Here is a 20224-nt window from a genome sequence, read left to right on the forward strand (position 1 = left end):
GGATCAACTCCACGATACTCAGCGTCCGGCTGGACGTCATTGCACAATATCGCCACACTATTGTTCAAACCGGCCAATGGCCTGAGCAGTCGCCGAGGTGTACTTTCCGTGATTCACACGTCAACCGAAGACCCGGCGGGCTCGCGGGAGGTCGATGAGATACCCCGTGCCGTGTACGCCTTGAATGCCTCCCTGGTATCCGATGGCTGGGAACACGCCAAGCACCATCACCGCAAGGCACAGCTGTTGTATTCGGTGCGCGGCATCCTCAATTGCGAGATCGATGACGGGGTCTGGATCGTCCCGCCGCAATGCGCGGTGTGGATACCGGGGGACATGCCCCATGTAGCGCGCAGTTCCGGCGAAACCGAGTGCTACTGCCTGTTCGTCGAACCCGATGCCGTGCCGGGCCTGCCCAGCACCTGTTGCACCCTCGCGGTGTCGCCGCTGCTGCGCGAACTGCTGCTGCGGGCGGCGAGCTTTCCCCAGTTATATGCCGAGGAGGGCCGCGAGGCCCGCTTGATCGCGACCCTGCTCGACGAGCTGTGCGAGGCCCCGGTGGAGGACCTGCACCTGCCCATGCCGCGTGAGCGGCGACTGCGGTTGTTGGCGCAGAAGTTGTTGGCCGATCCCTCGGCGAAGATCCCGATGAGTGAATGGGCCACGCGCATCGGCATGAGCGAGCGGAGCATGAGCCGGCTGCTGATGCAGGAGATCGGCGTGAGTTTCGGCCGCTGGCGCCGGCAGTTGCATATCATCCTGTCACTGCGTCGACTGAGCCGGGGCGAAAGTGTGCAGACGGTGGCCCTGGACCTCGGCTACGAAAGCGCCAGTGGTTTTGTTACCATGTTCCGCAAGGCGGTCGGCAAGCCGCCGGCGCGTTACCTGCTGGAGCGCACGGCCAGCTCGCTGCGGGACGGCGACTTTGCCAGCGTGCCGGGTATCGTGCTGGGCGCGGACGGTTCCAATCACGAGAGGGATACGTGAAAAGTGTCGTTGCAGAGCGCTTTCGATCATCCCTGACGACGAACATGACCTGACAGGAAGACCCTCATGTCACCGCTTCTCGGCCTGCCTTCGTTGCGCGACATCGCCCAGCGCTCAGCCTCCATCAGCAAGACCTGCCAGTGCATCGCCAAATCCCTGGCCGGCTGGGAGGGATGGCCGGTTTCCCTGCGCGAGGCGCAGCTGCGGCAGATCGGGTCGCTGGCCGAACTGGCGGAAGAGGAGGCCACCCTCGATGAATACCATCCGGACGGCACCTCCTACTGGTCGGTCAATGCGCCGATCGCTCCGCTGTACTACCCCTACAACCAGTGCGGCGTCTGGGAGTGCCTGGAATGCGGGCGCGCCTATCTGCGCTACAACGACGATGGCGCCTACCACTCTGAGAGCCGTATCCGCAGTCTTGATCCGCTGCTGATTGTCGACGCGCCCTACGGCAAATCATAACCAATCCATCCGATTGACTGGCTAACAGGATGTTAGCTGCTAGTTTGATCAGTAGTCCGCCAGGGACTGCAACTGATCTTGCAGCCTTCGTATTGCGCAAGGCTGAGCCACCAGGGATGGAGGAAGCACAATGTCGAAAGTCTTTCCGACAGCGGTTTTTCTGCTGGCACTCACCCCCGCACACTGGGCCTTGGCCGATACGGTCGTGCCCACCCTCGCCGAACCCGGTGCCCAGGTCGCCGGACCACAGGACAACGTCAAGGTGACCGAGGCCTATGTGCGCATGATGGCGCGCGAGGCGTATGTCTGGGGCTGGCCGATGGCGAATGTGTTCAATCGCCGGCAGAAGTTCAAGGACCTGCCGGAGTCGGGACTCATGGGGGGGCATCGTGCCCGTGGCACCGATCAATCATCTGACCATGCTCACCGACTACATCGCGCCGGGAGAGCGGCTGGTCGCCTGTCCCAACCAGGACGTGGTCTACGGCGCCGGCAGCATTGCCCTCGATCAGGAGCCGGTGGTGCTGCAGGTGCCCGACTTCGGGCAGCGCTTCTGGGTGTACCAGGTGGTCGACCTGCGCACTGACAGCTTTGCCGAGCTGGGCAAGATGTACGGTAGCAAGCCCGGTTTCTACCTGCTGGTCGGGCCGGACTGGAAGGGCAAGGTGCCGGCGGGCATCACCCGGGTGTTCCGTTCCCCGACCAACACCGGCTTTGTTATCCCGCGGGTCTTCCAGGACGACACGAGCGAGGATCGCCAGGCCATCCAACCGTACCTGTCGGGCATCGACATGTACCCGCTGTCGAAGTACGACGGCAAGGTCAAGCAACGCGATTGGCGCAAGGTACCCAGGTTCCCGGCCGAAGCCCAGGGTGATGGAGAGACCCGCTGGGTGTTGCCGGAAAAATTCTTCGACGAGTTGCCGGCCATTCTGGCGGATGCCCGACCGCTGCCGGGTGAGGCGTCACGTTATGCGCAATTGGCCGCGCTGGCGAAGATCGCCCAGGCTGACCCCGCCATGAAGCAGGTGATGATCGACGAGGCGCAGAAGGCCGACAGCGAGGTGGTCACGCCGCTGCTGCAGTTCCGCAACTACGGCCAGCAATTGCCGCATCACTGGAGCACCATCGGCAACGGTGCCGCCTTCGGGACCGACTACTTTCTGCGCACGGCGGTTGCGCGCTCGAACATCTTCGTCAACAAGTCGATCGAGACCAAGTATTTCTATCAGGACCTCGACCAGGGTGGGGCCCGGCTCAACGGCGACCAGCGCTACACCGTCACCTTCGCCAAGGGCGAGACGCCGCCGGTCAAGGGATTCTGGTCGCTGACGCTGTACAACCCGCAGCATTTCTTCGCCGAGAACCCATTGGGGCGCTACTCGCTCGGTACCAAGAACAAGTCGCTCAAACACAATGCCGATGGTTCGCTGACCCTCTACGTACAGCATGAGAGTCCAGGCGCGGACAAGGAAAGCAACTGGTTGCCGGCGCCCAGGGGCACGGATTTCTCGCTCTATGTCCGCGCCTACTGGCCGCAACCGGCGACCCTGGACGGCCAGTGGACGCCACCGGCGGTGGTCAAGCTCGATTGAGTCGCGAGCCCGGATTCGCGACGTGTCATCCGTACAAACATACCCCACAAGGACTTCATATGAACGGACTGCGCATTACCCTGACAGCCCTGGCCATGGCCGTATCCTTGAGCAGCCTCGCCCAGGCGGATTCGCGTTACGAGGAACTGGCCAACCTGCCGTTCGAGAATGGTTTCCCCACTGAACAGACCTCCCGCAGCCTGGCTGACGAGCTGGTGTTCCAGCGTGCGGTGCAGTCGTACCTGTGGGCGTTGCCGGCGATCAATATCTGGTCGATGAAGGAAGCGTCGGAGAAACAGTTCGGTGCCGGCTACAATATCCTGCCGACATGGAAAAAGCGTATCAACGCCAAGACCCTGGTCACCACGCCGAACTCCGACCTGGTCTACGCCATGAGTTACCTGGACCTGCACAAGTACGGCCCGCTGGTGGTGGAGGCGCCGCCCGGCGTGCAGGGGATGTTCGATGACTTCTTCCAGCGTCCCCTGGTCGGTCCGACGCTCGATGGTCGGACCTGGCGTGGCGACGTCGGGCTGGCCGGGCCCGACAAGGGCAAGGGTGGCACCTATGTGATCCTGCCGCCGGGCTACAGCGGTCCGATGCCCAGCGAGGGCTACGTCTACCGTTCGCGGACCTATAACGTGTTCCTGTTCTGGCGTACCTTCTTCAAGGACCCGAAGGACTTGTCCGTGCCGGTGGCGCAAGTCGAACGGACGAAGATCTATCCCCTCGGCAAGAAGGATTCGGCCCTGCCGATGGAGTTTCCCGATGCCACCAGCGTGCCGGTGAACATGCTGTTTGCGCAGGACGGTCGCTACTTCGAGATGCTTTCGCGTTTTATCGAGGCGGAAGCCGTCGATCCGGCGGATCTGGACATGCGCGGCTTCCTGCACACCCTCGGTATCGAGAAGGGCAAACCGTTCGCGCCGGATGCCGCGCGTCGCCAGTTGCTCGACCAGGCCGCGCGCACCGCCTTCAAGATGAGCAAGGTGATCAGCAACAATCTGCTGGTGAATGAGCCCGGTGGGCTGTACTACAAGGACCGCCAGTTCGTGAACACCTTCGCCGGGGAAAACACCGAGTTCCAGGCCAGCGGAACCTTCACCAACCTCGAACAGCGCGTGGCGTTCTTCACCTCGGCCTACTCCGACAGCCCGGGGATGGTGATGAATCTGGTCGGCGCGGGGGCCAAGTACCCGGCGACCTTGCGCGATGCCGATGGGCATTTCCTCGATGGCGCCAAGGCCTACAAGCTCAATCTGCCGGCCAATGTCCCGGCAGCCCTGTTCTGGTCGGTGACCGCCTATGACGGCCTGACCGCCTCGGGCCTGGACAACGGCCAGCCGTTCCCGTCGCTGAACCAGATGGACAAGCCGGTGCAGAACGGCGACGGCTCCACCGATATCTATTTCGGGCCCGAGTCACCGGGTACGGGCAAGAACTGGATCCGCACGGTCCCGGGCAAGGGGTTCCTGGTGATCGTCCGGCTCTATGGACCCAAGCAGGCGTTCTTCGACCAGAGCTGGAAACCCAGTGACTTGCACAAGCAATAACGGCTCAGGACGGGTTGCCTGCCGCGGCGTCCGGTCAATTCAGATAGCGCGCTGATTGACTCGGCTGGAGAGCGCTTCGGCGCTTTCCCTGCGTTCGGAGTAGCGGTCCACCAGATAGTGCTCGCGACCGCGCAGCAGGAGGGTGAACTTCATCAGTTCTTCCATCACGTCGATCACGCGGTCGTAGTAGGCAGAGGGCTTCATCCGCCCGCTCTCGTCGAATTCGAGGAAGGCTTTCGGCACGGACGATTGATTGGGGATGGTGACCATACGCATCCAGCGGCCCAGTACACGCAACTGGTTCACCGTGTTGAACGACTGCGAGCCGCCGCATACCTGCATCACCGCCAGGGTCTTGCCCTGGGTCGGACGGACTGCGCCGAGCGCCAGGGGAATCCAGTCGATCTGCGCCTTGAACACTGCCGACATGGCACCGTGGCGTTCCGGCGAGCACCAGACCTGTCCTTCGGACCACAGCACCAGGTCGCGCAGTTCCTGCACCTTCGGGTGGTCGTCGGGAACGGCATCGGGCAGGGGCAGGCCATTGGGGTCGAAGATCGCCGTTTCGGCGCCCATGTGTTCGAGCAGACGGGCCGCTTCCTCGGTCAGCAGTCGACTGAAGGAGCGTTCGCGGGTCGAGCCGTACAGCAGCAGGATGCGTGGCTTGTGTCCGGGGTGCTCGCCCTGGGCGAGTTTTTCCGGTGTCGGCAGGTCGAGCAGGGACAGGTCCAGGCTTGGCAGATCGACGGGGGCATCGTTGTTCAAGTCGTTCATCAGAGCGCTCCGATACGGTCCAGTGCCTGCTTCAGTGCTGCCGGGTCGAGGGCTGACAGATCGAGACTGAAGAAGGCCGCGAAACGCAGGCGGATCTGCGCCACCGTGGCATCGAACGCGGCCTGGATCTCTGCGTCGGTGCCGGTTACCTCGGATGGGTCAGCCAATCCCCAATGGCTCTTGATGGCGGGACCGAAGTACACCGGGCAGGGCTCGCCGCCGGCCTTGTCGCAGACGGTGATGACAAGGTCCGGCGGTGTGTCGGCGAAGCTTTCCGAACCCTTGCTGTAGAGCGCCGAAGTGTCTACCCCGAGTGCTTGCAGGGTACTGACCGCCCGCGGGTTGAGGCGCCCGCTGGGGAAGCTGCCGGAGCTGACCGCGCTCATGCCCGCGGGTGCTGTGTGATTGAACAGGCCTTCGCAGAGCACGCTGCGACAGCTGTTGGCCGTGCACATGAACAGGACTTTCATGGTTTTCTCCTCGGAGTGAGTACTCGTCGGTAATATATACGATTATTCGAATATACGTATATCCATATGTTTAATTTTTGAAAACATGCGACAGCTGCCGGGATGCCGACGATATTGGCGAGAAACCGTTCGCGTGCAAGGCTCTGCGGGAGGGGCGCAAGGAAGAGAGAGGGGAGGGTAAAGACAGATATCCCGGACGCTCGGCAAGGGCTGCCGGTTGGGTCATATCGGAATGAACATAAGGAAAATGGCAGGGGCGGCTGGATTCGAACCAACGCATGGCAGGATCAAAACCTGCTGCCTTACCGCTTGGCGACGCCCCTGTAGCTGTTGCGAAGAGTGCCTGGCACTCGGCTCCCGTTGTGGTCAGCCCCGTAAGGGCCATCGCAGGAGTGGGCGGAAATTTATCAACTTTCGCCGCCCCTGGGAAGCCCTTGTGAAAATAAATTTGTTTGAAAACAGCTAGTTAATTCCTGGCTGCTGGGGGGTACAGGCTTTTGCCTACTTGACGGCGGCGGTCTTGAACCTTGTCCAGGTGCGCATCCGGGCGCGCATGTCGGCCTGGGGAATATCCTTGCCGGGAATCAGCCGCTCGAAGGTGGCGTCGTCCGGGTAGATCTGCGGGTTGTCGCGCATCACCGGGTCGACGTTCGCCCGGGCCCTGGCGTTGGCGGTCGGGTAGCCGGTGAAATTGCTGATGGCCGCCATGTTCTGCGGACGCATGACGAAGTTGATAAAGGCGTAGGCGTATTCCGGATGCCGGGCGTCGACGGGGATCGCCATGGTGTCCATCCACACCGTCGTGCCTTCGCGGGGAATGTGATAGTCGAACCGGGTTTGTTTGCCGGCGGCATCGGCGGCCCGTTGTGCCTGGGTCATATCACCACTGTAGCCAAGGGACAGGCACAGGTTGCCGTTGACCAGGTCGGTCACCGGCTGCGACTGGAACTTGCGGATGTACGGCCGCAGCTTGAGCAGCAACCCGCTGGCGGCGGCCAGGTCCTCTGGCCTGGCGCTGCGCGGATCGCGACCGAGGTAGTTGAGCACCACTGCCAGCACCTCGTCCGGTGAGTCGATCATGGAGATGCCACAGTCGGCGAACTTCGCCGCCAGTTCCGGCTTGAACAACAGGTCGAGGCTGTTCACCGGGGCATCGGGCAGGCGCTGGGCGATCTGCCCGGTGTTGTAGGTCAGGCCGATGGTGCCCCAGGTGTAGGGGACGGTGGCCTTGTTCGAGTAAAGGTAATGCGTGCGCAGCTTCTGCAGGCCGGGCTCGATGTCATTCAGGGCGGTGAGCTTCGACGGGTCCAGCGGCTGCAGGCTGCCGGCATGCATCAGGCGCTCGCCCACGGTATCGCCAGGGAAGATCAGGTCATAGCCGCTGCCGCCGGCCATCAGCTTGGCTTCCAGTGTCTCGCTGCCATCCATGACGTCGTAGATCACCTGGATCCCGGTTTCGGCGGTGAACGCGGCGAGGGTGTCCTCGGCGAAGTAATCGGACCAGTTGTACAGTCGCAGGATCTTTTCCTCGGCCCGCGCCGACGACAGGACGGCGCTCAGCGCCAGCCCGAGGGAGCAGAGCAGCCATTTTTGGCTCAGGTTCATGTCATACCTCTTGAGTGTTCCAGCGCGCATTGATGTGCCGACCATCCAGCCCCAGCAGGGCCCCGTACATTTCCGGGCGGCGGTCGCGGTAGATGCCCCAGGTCAGGCGTTCTTCGCGCATCGCGCCCAGGTCCAGGCTGTGCACCAGCACGCCGCTGCTGTCACGGTCGGCCTCGGCGAGCAGCTTGCCCTTGTGGTCGCAGATAAACGACGAGCCATAGAAGCTCATTTGCAGTTGCGCATCGGTGGTCGCCATTTCGCGACCGACGCGGTTGGCAGCCACCACCGGCAGGATATTGGCCGCCGCATGGCCGCGCATGGTCATCTGCCAGTGATCGCGGGAGTCCAGTGCGGCAGCCCCCGGTTCCGAGCCGATGGCGGTGGGAAACAGCAGTACGTCGGCACCGAGCAGCGCCAGGCAACGCGCGGTCTCGGGGAACCACTGGTCCCAGCAGATCCCTACGCCAAGGCGGCCGAATGCGGTGTCCCAGACGCGGAATCCGGTATCGCCGGGGCTGAAGTATTCCTTCTCCTGGTAACCGATGGCGTTGGGGATGTGGGTCTTGCGATAGACCCCCAGCAGGCGCCCGTCGGCGTCGGCCACGCTCAAGGAATTGAAGAAGGCGTTGCCGGCTTTTTCGAACCAGCTCAGCGGCAGCACCACGCCCAGCTCACCGGCCAGCGCGGCAAAGCGCCTGAGCACCTTGCTGTCGCGATATTCCTCGGCCAGCGCCAGGTGCTTGTGATCCTGTTCGATACAGAAATACGGCGTGGCGAACAGTTCCTGCAGCAGGATCACCTGGGCGCCCCGGGCCGCGGCATCGCGCACCAGTTGTTCGGCCTGATCGAGGTTGTGCTTGAGGTCCCAGGAGCAGGGCATCTGGGTCGTGGCAATTTTCAGCGGGGGCATGGCATCACTCCTTGACCGGCCAGGCCGGCTGTTGCTGGGTGATGCAATGCACGCCACCGCCGCCATGGGCCAGGTGGTTGATCCGCACCGGCACCACTTCGCGACCGGGGAACGCCTCTGCCAGTACGATGGCCGCCGCCTGGTCGGCGTCAACGCCATAGGCCGGCATGATGACCGCGCCGTTGGCGAGGTAGAAATTGGTGTAGGAGGCGCAGAACACTTCGGCGTCGCTGTCGACGGCTTCGCTGGCCTCGAACAGGTCGACCAGTTCGAAACGCCGTCCCCGGGCATCGCTGGCCAGTTCCAGGGCGCGACGATTTTCCCGCACCACTTCGGCATACACGGAGTCGCGTTCATGGGTGGCATCCACCAGCAGGACGCCGGGACGGGCGAACGCACAGACGCCATCGACATGGCCGTCGGTCATGTCACCAGTGACATGGTCCGGATCGCCCGGCAGCCAGAGGGTCTTCTTCACCCCCAGCAGGCGAGTGAAGATATCCTCCATCTCGGCCTTGGTCATGCCCGGATTGCGGTTGGAATTGAGCAGCACCGACTCGGTGGTGATCAGCGTGCCTTCGCCGTCGACGTGGATCGCTCCGCCTTCGTTGGCCAGGGACGTGGTGAACCCCTCCAGGCCGAGGTAATCGAGGACCCGCCGGCCCAGGCTCGCATCCAGGTCGTGGGCCGACTTGCCGCCCCAGGCATTGAAGCGCCAGCTGACCCCGGCCAGCCCCTGTTGCGGATGGCAGATAAAGCTCGGCCCGGAGTCGCGGCACCAGCTGTCGTCGACCGCCAGTTCGATCAGTTCGATGTTCGCCTGGCACAGGGCGGCGGCGCTGGCCCGTGCCGAGGGATCGACCACCATTTTCACCGGCTCGAAGCGGGCGATGGCATTGGCGACACGGGCAAAGTCGACCTGCACCTGGGCCAGGGTCACGCCCCAGGCGGACTCCCACAAGGCTTGATTGTGGGGCCAGACCATCCAGGTCGCCGCATGGGGGGCCCATTCCGCGGGCATCGACCAGCCCGTGCTCTGAACGCCATTGCTCTGCATGTTTCTCACCTTTCAGTTAAGTATTATTTATGACTGAAAACCGCTATCGCGGAGTGATACCCATGCTATGGCTTCATAAAAGTCGCAACAAACGATAGATTTAGCGCACAACTGATCAGTAGGGCTTATCGATATGCTGAAGCATTGGCCTCCCTTGAATGCACTGCGCGGCTTTGAAGCCGCTGCCCGCCTGGGCAGTTTTCACAAGGCGGCCGAAGAGTTGCACCTGACCCAGTCCGCCATCAGCCAGCAGATCCGCAGCCTGGAAACCTTTCTCGAACAGCCGCTGTTTTTCCGTAGCGGCCGCAGCGTCAGCCTGACCGATGCCGGGCATGACCTGCACAGTACGACCCAGTCGATGCTGCAGCAGTTGTCCGTCGGGATCCGGCGTCTGGAGCAGTACCGCAAGCCCAACCAACTGGTGGTCAACACCACCCCGGCGTTCGCCCGGCACTGGCTGCTGCCGAGGTTGAACGATTTCCATCGGCAGTACCCCGATGTCGATCTCTGGCTGTTCACCAGCTTCGACGCGCCGGACATGGCGACCCAGACCATCGACCTGACGATCCGCGACGACCTCGGCCCGCAGGCCGAATGCAGCTACCGGGAACTGTGCAACGATCGCTTCTACCCGGCCTGTCATCCCGACGTGCTCGAACTGCCGGTGGAGCAGCGCACCACCTTGCATGGCGAGCGGGAAATGGACTGGAGTCACTGGGTAGTGCAGGGCGGCGAGCACGTCGGCCAGCGCAGCAACGGATTGAATTTTTCCGATCCGGGGCTGCTGCTCGACGCGGCGTGCGCGGGCAGTGGCATTGCCCTGGTCAGTCAGTTGCTGGCGGCGAATGCACGGGCCAATGGCCTGTTGACGCCCTTGAGCGAACAGACGGTTCCGGGGCCCGACTGGGTCTGCCTGATTCACCGCGACAGTGAAAAGAGTTCGCTGACCCGAGGCTTCAGCGAGTGGTTGCAGGCGGCTTTCCGAGCCTCGGTCAAAGCACCGGATCACATCAGGGCGGACGACGCCACAAAATGACCGGGCGCTACTTCCAGGTAGTCCATGCCCGGCGCCTGGTAATCGACATCGTAGATCCTGCTGGGCACCGTCTCCTCCATCAGACTGAACGGTTTCCTGGGTACGTCGAGGTCGGCCGAGGGCACTGCGCTCAACAACCGTTGGGTGTAGGCGTGGTGAGGATTCTCGAAGATCGAGCGGCGCGGGCCAATTTCGACGATGCGGCCATGGTACATCACGCCCACCCGATGGCTGACCCGTTCGACCACCGCCAGATCATGGGAGATGAACAGGAATGCAATGCCCATGTCCCGCTGCAGGTCCTGCAGCAGATTGATGACTTGGGCCTGGATGGAGACATCCAGCGCCGAAACCGCTTCGTCGGCGATGATCAGTTTGGGCGAGAGCGTCAGGGCTCGGGCGATACAGATCCGCTGGCGCTGCCCTCCGGAAAACTCGTGGGGATAGCGTCCGGCATATTCGGCGGGCAGCCCGACCCGTTCGAGCAGGTCGCGTACTTGCCTGCGGGCTTCCGCGCCGCGGGCGATGCCATGGACATGCAACGGCTCCAACAGGCTGTCTTCGATCGTCAGGCGTGGATCCAGGGATGCATAGGGGTCCTGAAAGACCATCTGAATATCCCGGCGCAGGGTTTTCAGGCCGTGCCTGTTCAACGTGGCCAGGTGCTTGCCGCCGAAGACGATATCCCCTCCCTGGATCGGCATGAGGCCGGCAATCGCCCGGGCACTGGTGGACTTGCCGCAGCCGGACTCACCCACCAGCGCCAGCGTTTCGCCCGGATAGATGTCGAAGTCGATGGCTTCGACGGCATGTACGCGACGCCTGACTTTGCCAAGGAGGCCGGCCTTGAGGTCATAGCGAATGGACAACGACTTGACGCTGAGCAGGGGCGGGCTTTCGTAGTCGGGGGCAACCTCAGGGGCCGGCGCCGAGTCCGCCGGGATCGTGCCAGCCAGGTCGTCGATCAACGGGAATTTCGCCGGCAGATGGGTGCCATTCATCGCACCGATCTTCGGCACGGCGGCCAGCAGCGCCTGCGTATAGGGTTGCCGGGGCGCCTGTAGAACTTCCCTCGCGGCGCCGTGTTCGACGGTTTCGCCTTTTTTCATCACCATCACCTGATCGGCGACCTCGGCCACCACGCCCATGTCGTGGGTGATGAAGATCACGCCCATGGCCAGGCTGTCCTGCAGTTCCCTGATGATGCGCAGAATCTGCGCCTGGACGGTGACGTCCAGCGCGGTGGTCGGTTCGTCGGCGATCAGCAAGGTCGGCTCGCAGACCAGCGACATGGCAATCATCACCCGCTGTCGCATCCCGCCGGAAAGCTCGTGGGGATAGCGATTCATGATCTGCTTCGCATCGGGAATACGTACCAGGTCCAGCATGCGCAGTGCCTGGGCTTGAGCCTCTGCCCGGCTGCAGCGCTTGTGCAGGACGATGGCCTCGGTGAGCTGCGAGCAGATCCTGAAGACCGGGTTCAGCGAGGTCATGGGTTCCTGGAAGATCATCGACATGGACGATCCCCGGTGTTGACGCATGACGGACTCGGGAGCGGTGACCAGGTCGATGACCTCGTTGGCGCGGGTCTGCAGGTGCATCGAGCCGGATACGATTCTTCCCCCGGCCCGCTGGATCAGGCCCATCATGGCCATCGAGGTCACGGATTTGCCGGAGCCGGATTCGCCGACGATCGCCAGCGTCTGGCCGCGCCGGACCTCGAAGGACACGTCCCGCACGACAGGCGATGCGTTTGTGGCGGGCCCGAAGGCCACACTCAGGTTTTCGACGCGAGCTACCAGATTTTCGTTCATGGGGCGCTCCTTCAATCGACGATCCGCGCGACGGCGGTATCCAGGTCAGCGCGGGCGCTGGCGAGCTTCAGCTTGTTGGTGGTCACCCATTCGCAGTCCTGCGCCAGTTCGTCCCTGGCGATCGACAGTAGGCGCTTGACTTCGTCCGGGCCCACCCCGCCCGCGGAGACACGGGTTTCAACGAAGCGGCGCGGGTTCAGGGCGTCGCGGACCTGTGCATCCGTGTACTCGAGCGGCGAACCGATGGTTTCCATCGCGGCCTGGTTCAGTGCCGCACTCGTTACCATGGCAGGCGATACACCGGCGAGCAGGCAGTTGCGGACCAGGCGCGCCACGACATGGTGGACCTGGCGGAAGGAGATGCCTTGCTCTCGAACGATGATATCGGCGAGGTTGCTGGCGGTGCACCAGCTCCCGGAGAGCAGGGTCGCCATCCGGTCCTCATGCACCACCAGGGTTTCGATGATGCCGGTGAAGAGGTCCAGCATCCCTTCGGTGATTGCCAGGGCATCATGGATCAATGGCAGGTCACGCATGGCCTGGTCGCCGGTTCCTTCGGACCTGAACGTCGCCAGCGCCGTGCTGAGCCAGGTCACCGAGCCACCGGCGGCCTTCTTGATGGTTTCCAGGCCGCTGGGGTTTTTCTTCTGCGGGAAAATGCTGCTGGTACCACAGTAGCCGTCGTCGCTCTCGACGGTGGCGAACTCGACGCTCGACCAGATATGCAGGTCCGTGGCGAGGTCATTGAGGTCTGCCATGACGAATGACAGGGCGCCGATGGTCTCCGCCGCGTACCATGCTTCACGGCCCAGCTTGGAGTTCTCGACCAGGCTGTCGAAACCGAGCAGGTGCGTGGTACGAGCGCGATCCAGTGGCCAGGATGTACCGGCCAGGCCCACGGCGCCAAGCGGGTTGCGATTGACCCGGCCGTAGGCGTTGGTCAGGCGGCTGAAGCTGTCGTGCAATCTTGAAGTGAAGCTCAGCAGGTAGTGGCCGAAGACCCAGGGCTGTGCATGCTGCATGTGGGTATAGCCGGGCATGATCGTGTCGCCATGCCGCGCGGCCTTCTCGATCAGTGCCACCTGGAATTCATTGATGCGATCCAGCACGGCAAGAATGCGTTTGCGGTCATACAGGCGCCGCACCGTTGCCCCCTGGTCGATACGGCTGCGACCGGTGTGCATCTGTCCTGCCGAATCTTCGCCGATCCTGGAGAACAGGTACGACTCGACCTGAAGCAGGAAGCTGCCTTTCTTCACATCGAAGGGAAAGTCCGCGGGCGACAGGTCCCGGATCAGGCGCAGCTCTGCCAGGATGGCTTGTCCCACCGGTTTGGAAAGGATCTGTTGCTCCACCAGCATCACGGTGTGAGCCAAGTCAACCTCGACAAACTCATGGTACTGACGCTTCTCGGTTTCAAGCGCCGGGATATCGTGATGCCTGACCATGCGCTCGGCCGCAGGTGCGCTCAGGCGGGCGTCGGTCAACAAGCTTTCGTTGTCATGTGCAATGGACATTTCAAATCACCGTTCAATAAGTTCTACACGCTTGAAATCAATGGTCCCTTCGTAATCGACATCCAGGCCATTCAAGTCTTTACGCACACCGATAATCTGCTCCTGGTCAAAGAGAGGCAGATTGTCCGGGTCCTGTTCCCAGAGGATCTGTTGTATCTGGCCGTAATAGGACATGCGTTTGTTCGGGTCCAACTCGCGGGAAGCAAGTTGGAGGAGTTGGTCTACGTGGGGATCGCTATAGCCCGTCAGGTTCTGCGGATCACCGCTGGATAACTTTCGGCGCAGGCGGATATCGGCATCGGAAATACCTGTGCCCAGTAACCACATGTTTGCTTCATTGCTGCCTTTTCCCGTGCCTTTTCCCGAATCGGGCCGGTACAGGTTCTTTTGATAGGTGGCCCATTCCCATACCTTGAACTCGGTCTTGAGTCCGACGGCATTGAGATAGCCTTGAACCACTTCGGCGACCTGGCGGTCCTTGGTATAACGACCTGCCGGCGTCCACATGACGATGGTGCCCGGATAACCACCCGGATAGACTTCATCGATAATCTTCCTGGCAGTCTCCGGATCATATTTCACCGGGGTAAACGCACGTCGTGCCTGTGTGCCTTCGGGAAAGGGGCCGGTAGGAACTTTGCCGTATCCAAGCAGGACCTTGTTGACCAGGGCTTGACGATCAATGGCCATGCTGACCGCCCGGCGGATGCGCGGGTCATCGAATGGCGGCTTCGTCAGGTTCATTTCAAAGAATACCTGGAAGGTACTGGGTATCCGGAGCAATGTTGACTTGTTGAGTTCCTTTAATTCGATAGCAGCTTCGGGTGACAGGTTGGCGGCGATATCGGCATTTCGGGTGCGCAACTCAATGACTCGCGAAGAGTCTTCCCTGACCGGGCGGAATACTATTTTCGCGGGCTTCGCGCTTTCTCCATAATAGGCAGGGTTCTTTTCAATAACCGCCTGGTCATTGGGAATCCAACTGTCAAAAACATAGGGGCCCGTACCGACTGGATGATGTCCATAGGCTCGCCCGTACTTGGCGACCGCTGCCGGACTGTTGATCGACGATGATTGTTTCGCCAGTAGTTCCAGCATGGTCGGCGAAGGGTTTTTTGTCGTGATCCGTACCTGATACGGCGATACCGCTTCCACCGACAAGATATCCGCATAGTAGGAGCGATGCGGTGAACCCAGCTTGGGGTCACGAATCCTGTCCAGGTTGAACTTCACGGCATCCGCGTTGAAGTCGGTGCCATCGTGAAACTTCACGCCCTGTTTCAGGATGAATGTCCATTGTTTGCCATCTTCGGACCTGGACCATGACTCTGCCAGGTCCGGTATGAAGCTGGTGCGATCCTGGCCGTTCCAGGCGATCAATCGGTTGAACAGGTGATCAATCACGTTGAGGGACGGCACACTGCGCGAAATGGCGGGGTCCAGGGTATCGATATCCGATCCCTGCACGAAGGTCAGCTGTCCTATCTCTTTGGCATTGGCTACGGATGGCAAGCCTGCCGACAATCCGATGATGCCCAGGACAGCAAAACTGCGTATGAGTACTGTCAGGCGGTTCAAGCGACCCATAATCTTTCTCGCTGGATAATTCTCGTGGAAACTCATGACGGCTATGCCGTGCCGATCTCGGTCAGGCGTTACGCGATTTCGGATCTATGTAGTCCCGCAGTGCGTCGCCAACAATGTTGAAACTCAGGATTGTCAGGACCAGGGCGAGTCCGGGGGCGAACAGCACATAGGGATGTGTCGTCAGCAAAGGCCGTGACTCGGCGATCATCGAACCCCACTCCGGCGTTGGCGGGGGCGGGCCAAGACCCAGGAAGCTGAGCCCGGAACCAATGAGGATGGCTTCTGCCAGCGATACAGTGGCCTGGATGATCACCAGCGAACCGATGTTTGGCAGGATATGCACCAGCAGCAGTCGTAGATCGCCGACACCGATGGATTTCGAGGCCAGTACAAACTCGCGGTTGCGCAGCGCCATTACCGGTCCGGCAAAAAAACGGACGTAGATAGGAATGCTTGAAATGGCGATGGCCAGTGTCAGGCTCAATATGCTGTTGCCCGCAACGGTAATCACCAGGATCGCCACCAGCGTTCTGGGAAATGCGATCATGGAATCCATGACCCGCATTACCAGGCTGGCGAGGGCATTATTGTAATAACCACAAAATGCACCTGCCGCGATGCCGATAATCATTGCAATACCCACACTTGAAACCGCGACAGTCAGAGTGATGCGCGCGCCCCACAAGACTCGCCCCAGCAAGTCCCTGCCAAGTTGGTCGGTGCCCAGGAAAGAGTCGGTTCCAGGGCTGATAAGCGACCTGGACAGATTGATCCGGGTAACCGAGTCCCAATCAAACAACAGGGGCGCGCATACTGCGGCGGCCACCATTGCCAGAATTACAATAAATGCACCCAGGGCAAACCAGCGCTTGTGGATTACAAGGAAGCTGATAAAACCCGGCCGACGCTTTTTTGCTGTTGGCATATCAGCCTCAGTTGTAGGTGATGCGAGGGTCGAGGATGCCATATACGAGGTCCACAATTAAGTTGATGATAACTACGGCGGCCGCAAAGACGATGACTGTGCCTTGAACTACATAGATATCCCGGGCCATGATCGCATCAATAAGAAGTCGTCCCATGCCCGGCCAGGCAAATACAGTTTCGACAATGACAGCGCCTCCCAGTAGTCGGCCGAAGTCCATGCCGAAGACCGTAACCAGTGGAATGGCGGCATTGGAAAGTGCGTGTTTCAGAATGACCTTGTAGCCGGGAACACCTTTTGCGTACGCGGTACGGATATAGTCTTCCTTCAACACATCCATCATTGTCGAACGGGCCAGCCTCGAAAACGTTGCGACGTAGGGCAGGCCAAGGGTGAAGGCGGGCAGTATCAGGTGCTGCAGTCCGCCTCTGCCGGTGGGTGGGAGCCAGCCCAGATTTGCCGAAAATATCAGCATCAATATGAGTCCCAGGAAGAATCCGGGTATTGATATGCCAAGGACGGCCACCGTGGTTAATGAACTGTCCAGCAACCCCCTGGGTTTCAGCGCGGCGACAATACCCAGCGGAACACCAATGAGGACAGCAAGCAGCATGCCTGCCGCGGTCAGTTCAATAGTGGCGGGTAGCGTTCTGGCAATACTTTCCAGTACAGGGGTAAAAGTCTGGAATGACTCTCCGAAGTCACCACTGGCAATCTTCTTTACATAAATGATGTACTGAGTGGCAAGCGGTTGATCGAGTCCGTAGTTCTTCCGTATCTGTGCTATATCTGCTTCCGTTGCATCGGGCCCGGCGGCTAGTTGTGCCGGATCTCCGGGGATGAAATGCATTACCAGGAATATCACGATGGATACTCCCAGTAGCATCGGTAGCAGGAGTAATAACCTGCGTAGGGTATAATTCAGCACGAGTAATCCTCTTTTTATTTTGCGTCAGCGTTGTCCTGCACTTATTGTGGAACACTGCTGTCAGGTAAAACTACGCAACTGAATCATCGCGCTGTCATACAGTTATGGCAAACCCGTAACATGTTGGACGCACATAACAAAATGTTATACGCTGGTGGAATAGCGACTTCCAACACCCGGACGAGAGCTGCAATGAAATTGAATCCCCGCCAATTGGAAGCCTTTCGAACGGTCATGCTCACGGGTAGCATGACCATCGCAGCTGAAGCGCTACAGATAACTCAACCGGCTGTCAGCCGGCTTATCCGCGATCTTGAAATAGTCCTTTCTCTTCGATTGTTTCGCCGCGAAGGCAATCGCCTCATTCCCGGTGCGGAAGCACAGGTCCTGTATGCGGAAGTCGACAAGTTCTATCAGGGAATCGAGCGAATCGAGCGTGTCGCCGAGGACCTGGCAACACTGCGCACGGGCACGTTGAGAATAGCGTCGATGAGCACTTTGGGGCTGAGCGTGGTGGCTGAAGGGGTGTGCCGTTTCGCGCGAAAACACCCGGACGTCAGAACGTCCCTGGATGTGCGCAACTCGCTGGGCATCCTGGAGCTGACATCGGCCAACCAGATCGATATCGGCTTCGTCCAGATCCCGACTGGAGACTATCCAGGTATCCAGGTGGTGCCGCTGCCGCACGTCAGCGCGGTGTGTGTGATGCCGGTTGACGATGCACTGGCCTCTGGAGATGTCGTCACGCTGGATGACTTGCACGGCCGTCGGTTGATAACGCTGAATACGAACAATCCGTTGCAGCGACGCATCACGTCGGCGATGGAGGCCCGCGGTGTGGCAGGTAGTTCCTCCGTGGAAACCACGGCGGCCCACGCGGCCTGCGGTATGGTTGCGGGGGGACTTGGACTGACGATCTGCGATCCGTTCACGGCGTCCTACTCGAAGTACCCGGGCATTACCTTCAGAAAACTCGATCAGGACATACCCTTCGAGATTTCCATGGTGTTTCCCGGCCACCAGCAACGCTCGCAGTTGACGGCGGATTTCATGCGGGTAATGGAAGGCATCTTCAAGTCGGAGTTCATTTCCATGATTCCCCGCGAGGCCTATCAGGCGGGCCTGGTCGACGTGGCGATCGGGCCGCCTGCGGGTCACTTCAATTCGGTCGAGTAGTTCACCGGCACCCATTGCCACGAGGTGCCGCGAGAGCGCAGATGGCCGAGGCCGGGGAACGAGATGTGTGCCGCCCCGACCAGCGCGCCTTCTTTTGCCGCCAGGGTGAACACCGTCTCGCGGGCCGCTGAGGCGGCTTTCTTGTCCGTGTCAAAGCCGATGGTCACCGACGGATCGGCGAACTGTATCGCGCCGGCATGGACAAGATCGCCAGCGACGATCAGCTTCTGGCCTTTGCTCTCGACGATATAGCTGGTGTGGCCCACGGTATGGCCATAGCTGGACCAGGCCTTGAAGCCCGGCAGGATTTCCCCGCTGCCCTGGAACGGCTGGAATTTTCCGCTGGCGATATACGGGGTGAGCGAGGCCATTGCGTCCCTCACGAATTCCGGCACGAAGCTCTTGGCATCGGCCGAGGCATGATCCAGCGTGGCCTTGGAGAGCCAGTAATCGGCGTCGTGCTGATCGGCGTGGATCGTTGCGTTGGCGAACACCACGGCACCGTTGGCGACGAGGCCGCCGACATGGTCCGGGTGCATATGGGTAATGAGCACGTCATCGACCTGATCCGGTGTGTAGCCGGCGGCCTTCAGGTTGGCGACCAGCTTGCCCAGCGTCGGCCCGAAGAACGCGCCGGCGCCGGTATCGATCAGGACGAGCTTCGTGCCAGTGTTGACGAGGTAGGCGTTGGTCGAGGTTTCGGTCGGTACGCCGAGAAAGGCCTTGTGCAGCGCTGCGGTGGTCTTTGCGGCGGGCTCGCTGAGCAGCTTGTCGAAGGGCGCGTCGATGGTGCCGTCGTTCAGCGCGGTGATCTCGAAGTCGCCCAGCATGATGCGGTAGAAGCCAGGTGCCTGGGTCTTGACCTGGGGCGCGGCGGCAAGGGCCTCAGTCGGGGCGACGAGGGTGCCGAGCGCCAGTGCGGTAGTCAGTACGGTGTAGTGCAGGATGCGGGGAGCGGTGATCTTGAGCATGGCAGGAGACCTTCAGTTCGAAACGAAGGCATCCTATTGAGGCGAATTTTATTGTTGAAATCGATTCTTCATATGCCAGGCATAAGTGGCGTGAGTACCTGCCAGGGAGTGACAGGTTGTGCCCGGTCAGATTCATCGTTTCAACTGGAAAAGCTGCTCGAGCCCTTGCAGCGTGCTGTCGACAAAACGCTCGTCGCTGGTCCCGGCGGGGAAGTGCAGCACGTTGTGGATGACCAGCGAGGCCAGGCCATGGATGTAGGACCAGCTGGCGAGTGAGGCCCGACGCACTTCGGCGCTGTCGACCTCGCAGTCGAGCAGCTCGGCGATGATGCGCTTGAGTTCGCCGAAGGCTTCCTCCCGCGCGCTGCGCAGTTGCGGAATCATCCCGCCGTCGGCGAATTCCGGGCCGAACATCAGCTGGTAGAGCGCCGGGTTGTTCCGGGCGAAACCGAAGTAGGCGAGGGTGGCGTTGCGCAGCCGTTGCCTGCCGGCGCTCTGGGCGTCCTTGATGACCAGGGTTCGCCCCAGCTCATGGAAGCCCTGGGCCGCCAGATGGCCGATCAGTTCGCCGCGATTGGCGTAGTGGTGATAAGCCGCGGTGGCACTCACGCCGACCCTTTCCGATACGGCCCTGAGGGAGAGTCTGGTCGGCCCGACTTCCTCGAGCATTTCCCGTGCGGTCGCCAGCAATTGCGGAGCCAGGTTGCCCACATGGTAGGTGTCGCGCGTTCGGGGAGGTGGCTTGGTCATCGGTGAAGGTACGTCATCAGGGCCTGTAACAGACGGGAATCCTAACATGGGGAAGTATCTTGACAGTGTAAAGATATGCCCTTAACTTGCGCTCCATGACAAGG

General features: G+C 61.0%; 17 protein-coding genes, 1 tRNA gene and 1 pseudogene. 6 read left to right on the top strand and 13 right to left on the bottom strand.

Annotated elements, in window-relative coordinates; genetic code table 11:
• The first annotated feature begins 108 nt into the window (after positions 1 to 108).
• From KI243_RS12380 to KI243_RS12395, 4 genes and pseudogenes are all read left to right on the top strand, one after another.
• Entirely contained in the window at positions 109 to 987 is an 879-nt protein-coding gene (locus KI243_RS12380; protein ID WP_177086194.1) for a helix-turn-helix transcriptional regulator, read from the top strand.
• A 66-nt stretch (positions 988 to 1053) separates the two neighbouring features.
• A complete protein-coding gene (locus KI243_RS12385) occupies positions 1054 to 1452 on the top strand; it encodes a hypothetical protein (protein WP_017128996.1) in 399 nt (132 codons plus the stop codon).
• Positions 1453 to 1681: 229 nt separating this feature from the next.
• Positions 1682 to 3047 (top strand): annotated as a pseudogene (locus tag KI243_RS12390) (DUF1254 domain-containing protein); the annotation flags it as partial.
• A gap of 59 nt (positions 3048 to 3106) precedes the next feature.
• Entirely contained in the window at positions 3107 to 4600 is a 1494-nt protein-coding gene (locus tag KI243_RS12395; protein WP_212810882.1) for a DUF1254 domain-containing protein, read from the top strand.
• A gap of 39 nt (positions 4601 to 4639) precedes the next feature.
• Here the strand turns inward: KI243_RS12395 and arsH are convergent, their stop codons facing one another.
• The 6 genes from arsH to KI243_RS12425 all read right to left on the bottom strand — a co-directional run bounded on the left by arsH (position 4640) and on the right by KI243_RS12425 (position 9416).
• Positions 4640 to 5374 (bottom strand): arsenical resistance protein ArsH, encoded by a 735-nt coding sequence (arsH, locus tag KI243_RS12400; protein WP_212810883.1) that lies wholly within the window; start codon positions 5372 to 5374, stop codon positions 4640 to 4642.
• On the bottom strand, positions 5374 to 5844 hold the full coding sequence (locus KI243_RS12405) for an arsenate reductase ArsC (RefSeq protein ID WP_177106352.1): 471 nt from the start codon (positions 5842 to 5844) through the stop codon (positions 5374 to 5376). The genes arsH and KI243_RS12405 overlap by 1 nt, the downstream gene beginning before the upstream one ends.
• 248 nt (positions 5845 to 6092) lie before the next feature.
• A tRNA-Gln gene (locus KI243_RS12410) sits at positions 6093 to 6167 on the bottom strand.
• Positions 6168 to 6345: 178 nt separating this feature from the next.
• Positions 6346 to 7449, bottom strand: a complete 1104-nt coding sequence (locus KI243_RS12415; protein ID WP_212810884.1) for an extracellular solute-binding protein — start codon at positions 7447 to 7449, stop codon at positions 6346 to 6348.
• 1 nt (position 7450) lies between these two features.
• Positions 7451 to 8359, bottom strand: coding sequence for an N-carbamoylputrescine amidase (gene aguB, locus KI243_RS12420; RefSeq protein ID WP_177106350.1), 909 nt, complete (start codon positions 8357 to 8359; stop codon positions 7451 to 7453).
• A gap of 4 nt (positions 8360 to 8363) precedes the next feature.
• Positions 8364 to 9416 (bottom strand): agmatine deiminase family protein, encoded by a 1053-nt coding sequence (locus KI243_RS12425; protein ID WP_212810885.1) that lies wholly within the window; start codon positions 9414 to 9416, stop codon positions 8364 to 8366.
• Between the two features lie 133 nt (positions 9417 to 9549).
• Between KI243_RS12425 and KI243_RS12430 the strand changes: the two genes are divergently transcribed.
• A complete protein-coding gene (locus tag KI243_RS12430; RefSeq protein WP_177106348.1) occupies positions 9550 to 10452 on the top strand; it encodes a LysR substrate-binding domain-containing protein in 903 nt (300 codons plus the stop codon).
• Here KI243_RS12430 and KI243_RS12435 read toward each other — a convergent pair.
• The 5 genes from KI243_RS12435 to KI243_RS12455 are packed head-to-tail and all read right to left on the bottom strand — an operon-like array spanning position 10422 to position 17223.
• Entirely contained in the window at positions 10422 to 12266 is a 1845-nt protein-coding gene (locus KI243_RS12435; protein WP_212810886.1) for a dipeptide ABC transporter ATP-binding protein, read from the bottom strand. The genes KI243_RS12430 and KI243_RS12435 overlap by 31 nt on opposite strands.
• A gap of 11 nt (positions 12267 to 12277) precedes the next feature.
• On the bottom strand, positions 12278 to 13783 hold the full coding sequence (gene argH, locus KI243_RS12440; protein WP_244861846.1) for an argininosuccinate lyase: 1506 nt from the start codon (positions 13781 to 13783) through the stop codon (positions 12278 to 12280).
• 6 nt (positions 13784 to 13789) lie between these two features.
• A complete protein-coding gene (locus KI243_RS12445; RefSeq protein ID WP_244861847.1) occupies positions 13790 to 15406 on the bottom strand; it encodes an ABC transporter substrate-binding protein in 1617 nt (538 codons plus the stop codon).
• 25 nt (positions 15407 to 15431) lie between these two features.
• Positions 15432 to 16295 carry an ABC transporter permease gene (locus tag KI243_RS12450; protein ID WP_177127590.1) on the bottom strand — a complete coding sequence of 288 codons (864 nt, stop codon included), beginning with the start codon at positions 16293 to 16295 and terminating at the stop codon, positions 15432 to 15434.
• Positions 16296 to 16302: 7 nt separating this feature from the next.
• The gene (locus tag KI243_RS12455) at positions 16303 to 17223 is read right to left on the bottom strand and encodes an ABC transporter permease (protein ID WP_017129015.1); all 921 of its coding nucleotides are present in this window, start codon (positions 17221 to 17223) and stop codon (positions 16303 to 16305) included.
• Positions 17224 to 17415: 192 nt separating this feature from the next.
• On the opposite strand from KI243_RS12455, the gene KI243_RS12460 reads away from it, so the two are divergent.
• Positions 17416 to 18399, top strand: a complete 984-nt coding sequence (locus KI243_RS12460) for a LysR substrate-binding domain-containing protein (protein ID WP_212810887.1) — start codon at positions 17416 to 17418, stop codon at positions 18397 to 18399.
• Here the strand turns inward: KI243_RS12460 and KI243_RS12465 are convergent.
• Positions 18378 to 19370: an MBL fold metallo-hydrolase gene (locus KI243_RS12465; protein WP_212810888.1), complete on the bottom strand. Its 993-nt coding sequence runs from the start codon at positions 19368 to 19370 to the stop codon at positions 18378 to 18380. The genes KI243_RS12460 and KI243_RS12465 overlap by 22 nt on opposite strands.
• 132 nt (positions 19371 to 19502) lie before the next feature.
• A complete protein-coding gene (locus tag KI243_RS12470) occupies positions 19503 to 20120 on the bottom strand; it encodes a TetR/AcrR family transcriptional regulator (RefSeq protein WP_212810889.1) in 618 nt (205 codons plus the stop codon).
• Positions 20121 to 20224 lie beyond the last annotated feature (104 nt).

This window comes from Pseudomonas sp. Ost2, assembly GCF_018326065.1.
In the GTDB taxonomy this organism is placed as follows: domain Bacteria; phylum Pseudomonadota; class Gammaproteobacteria; order Pseudomonadales; family Pseudomonadaceae; genus Aquipseudomonas; species Aquipseudomonas gingeri.

Coding starts and splice junctions, on each gene's coding strand:
- KI243_RS12385 (WP_017128996.1), top strand. CDS start 1,054: ATGTCACCGCTTCTCGGCCTGCCTTCGTTGCGCGACATCGCCCAGCGC.
- KI243_RS12395 (WP_212810882.1), top strand. CDS start 3,107: ATGAACGGACTGCGCATTACCCTGACAGCCCTGGCCATGGCCGTATCC.
- arsH (WP_212810883.1), bottom strand. CDS start 5,374: ATGAACGACTTGAACAACGATGCCCCCGTCGATCTGCCAAGCCTGGAC.
- KI243_RS12405 (WP_177106352.1), bottom strand. CDS start 5,844: ATGAAAGTCCTGTTCATGTGCACGGCCAACAGCTGTCGCAGCGTGCTC.
- KI243_RS12415 (WP_212810884.1), bottom strand. CDS start 7,449: ATGAACCTGAGCCAAAAATGGCTGCTCTGCTCCCTCGGGCTGGCGCTG.
- aguB (WP_177106350.1), bottom strand. CDS start 8,359: ATGCCCCCGCTGAAAATTGCCACGACCCAGATGCCCTGCTCCTGGGAC.
- KI243_RS12425 (WP_212810885.1), bottom strand. CDS start 9,416: ATGCAGAGCAATGGCGTTCAGAGCACGGGCTGGTCGATGCCCGCGGAA.
- KI243_RS12430 (WP_177106348.1), top strand. CDS start 9,550: ATGCTGAAGCATTGGCCTCCCTTGAATGCACTGCGCGGCTTTGAAGCC.
- KI243_RS12435 (WP_212810886.1), bottom strand. CDS start 12,266: ATGAACGAAAATCTGGTAGCTCGCGTCGAAAACCTGAGTGTGGCCTTC.
- argH (WP_244861846.1), bottom strand. CDS start 13,783: ATGTCCATTGCACATGACAACGAAAGCTTGTTGACCGACGCCCGCCTG.
- KI243_RS12445 (WP_244861847.1), bottom strand. CDS start 15,406: ATGAGTTTCCACGAGAATTATCCAGCGAGAAAGATTATGGGTCGCTTG.
- KI243_RS12450 (WP_177127590.1), bottom strand. CDS start 16,295: ATGCCAACAGCAAAAAAGCGTCGGCCGGGTTTTATCAGCTTCCTTGTA.
- KI243_RS12460 (WP_212810887.1), top strand. CDS start 17,416: ATGAAATTGAATCCCCGCCAATTGGAAGCCTTTCGAACGGTCATGCTC.
- KI243_RS12465 (WP_212810888.1), bottom strand. CDS start 19,370: ATGCTCAAGATCACCGCTCCCCGCATCCTGCACTACACCGTACTGACT.
- KI243_RS12470 (WP_212810889.1), bottom strand. CDS start 20,120: ATGACCAAGCCACCTCCCCGAACGCGCGACACCTACCATGTGGGCAAC.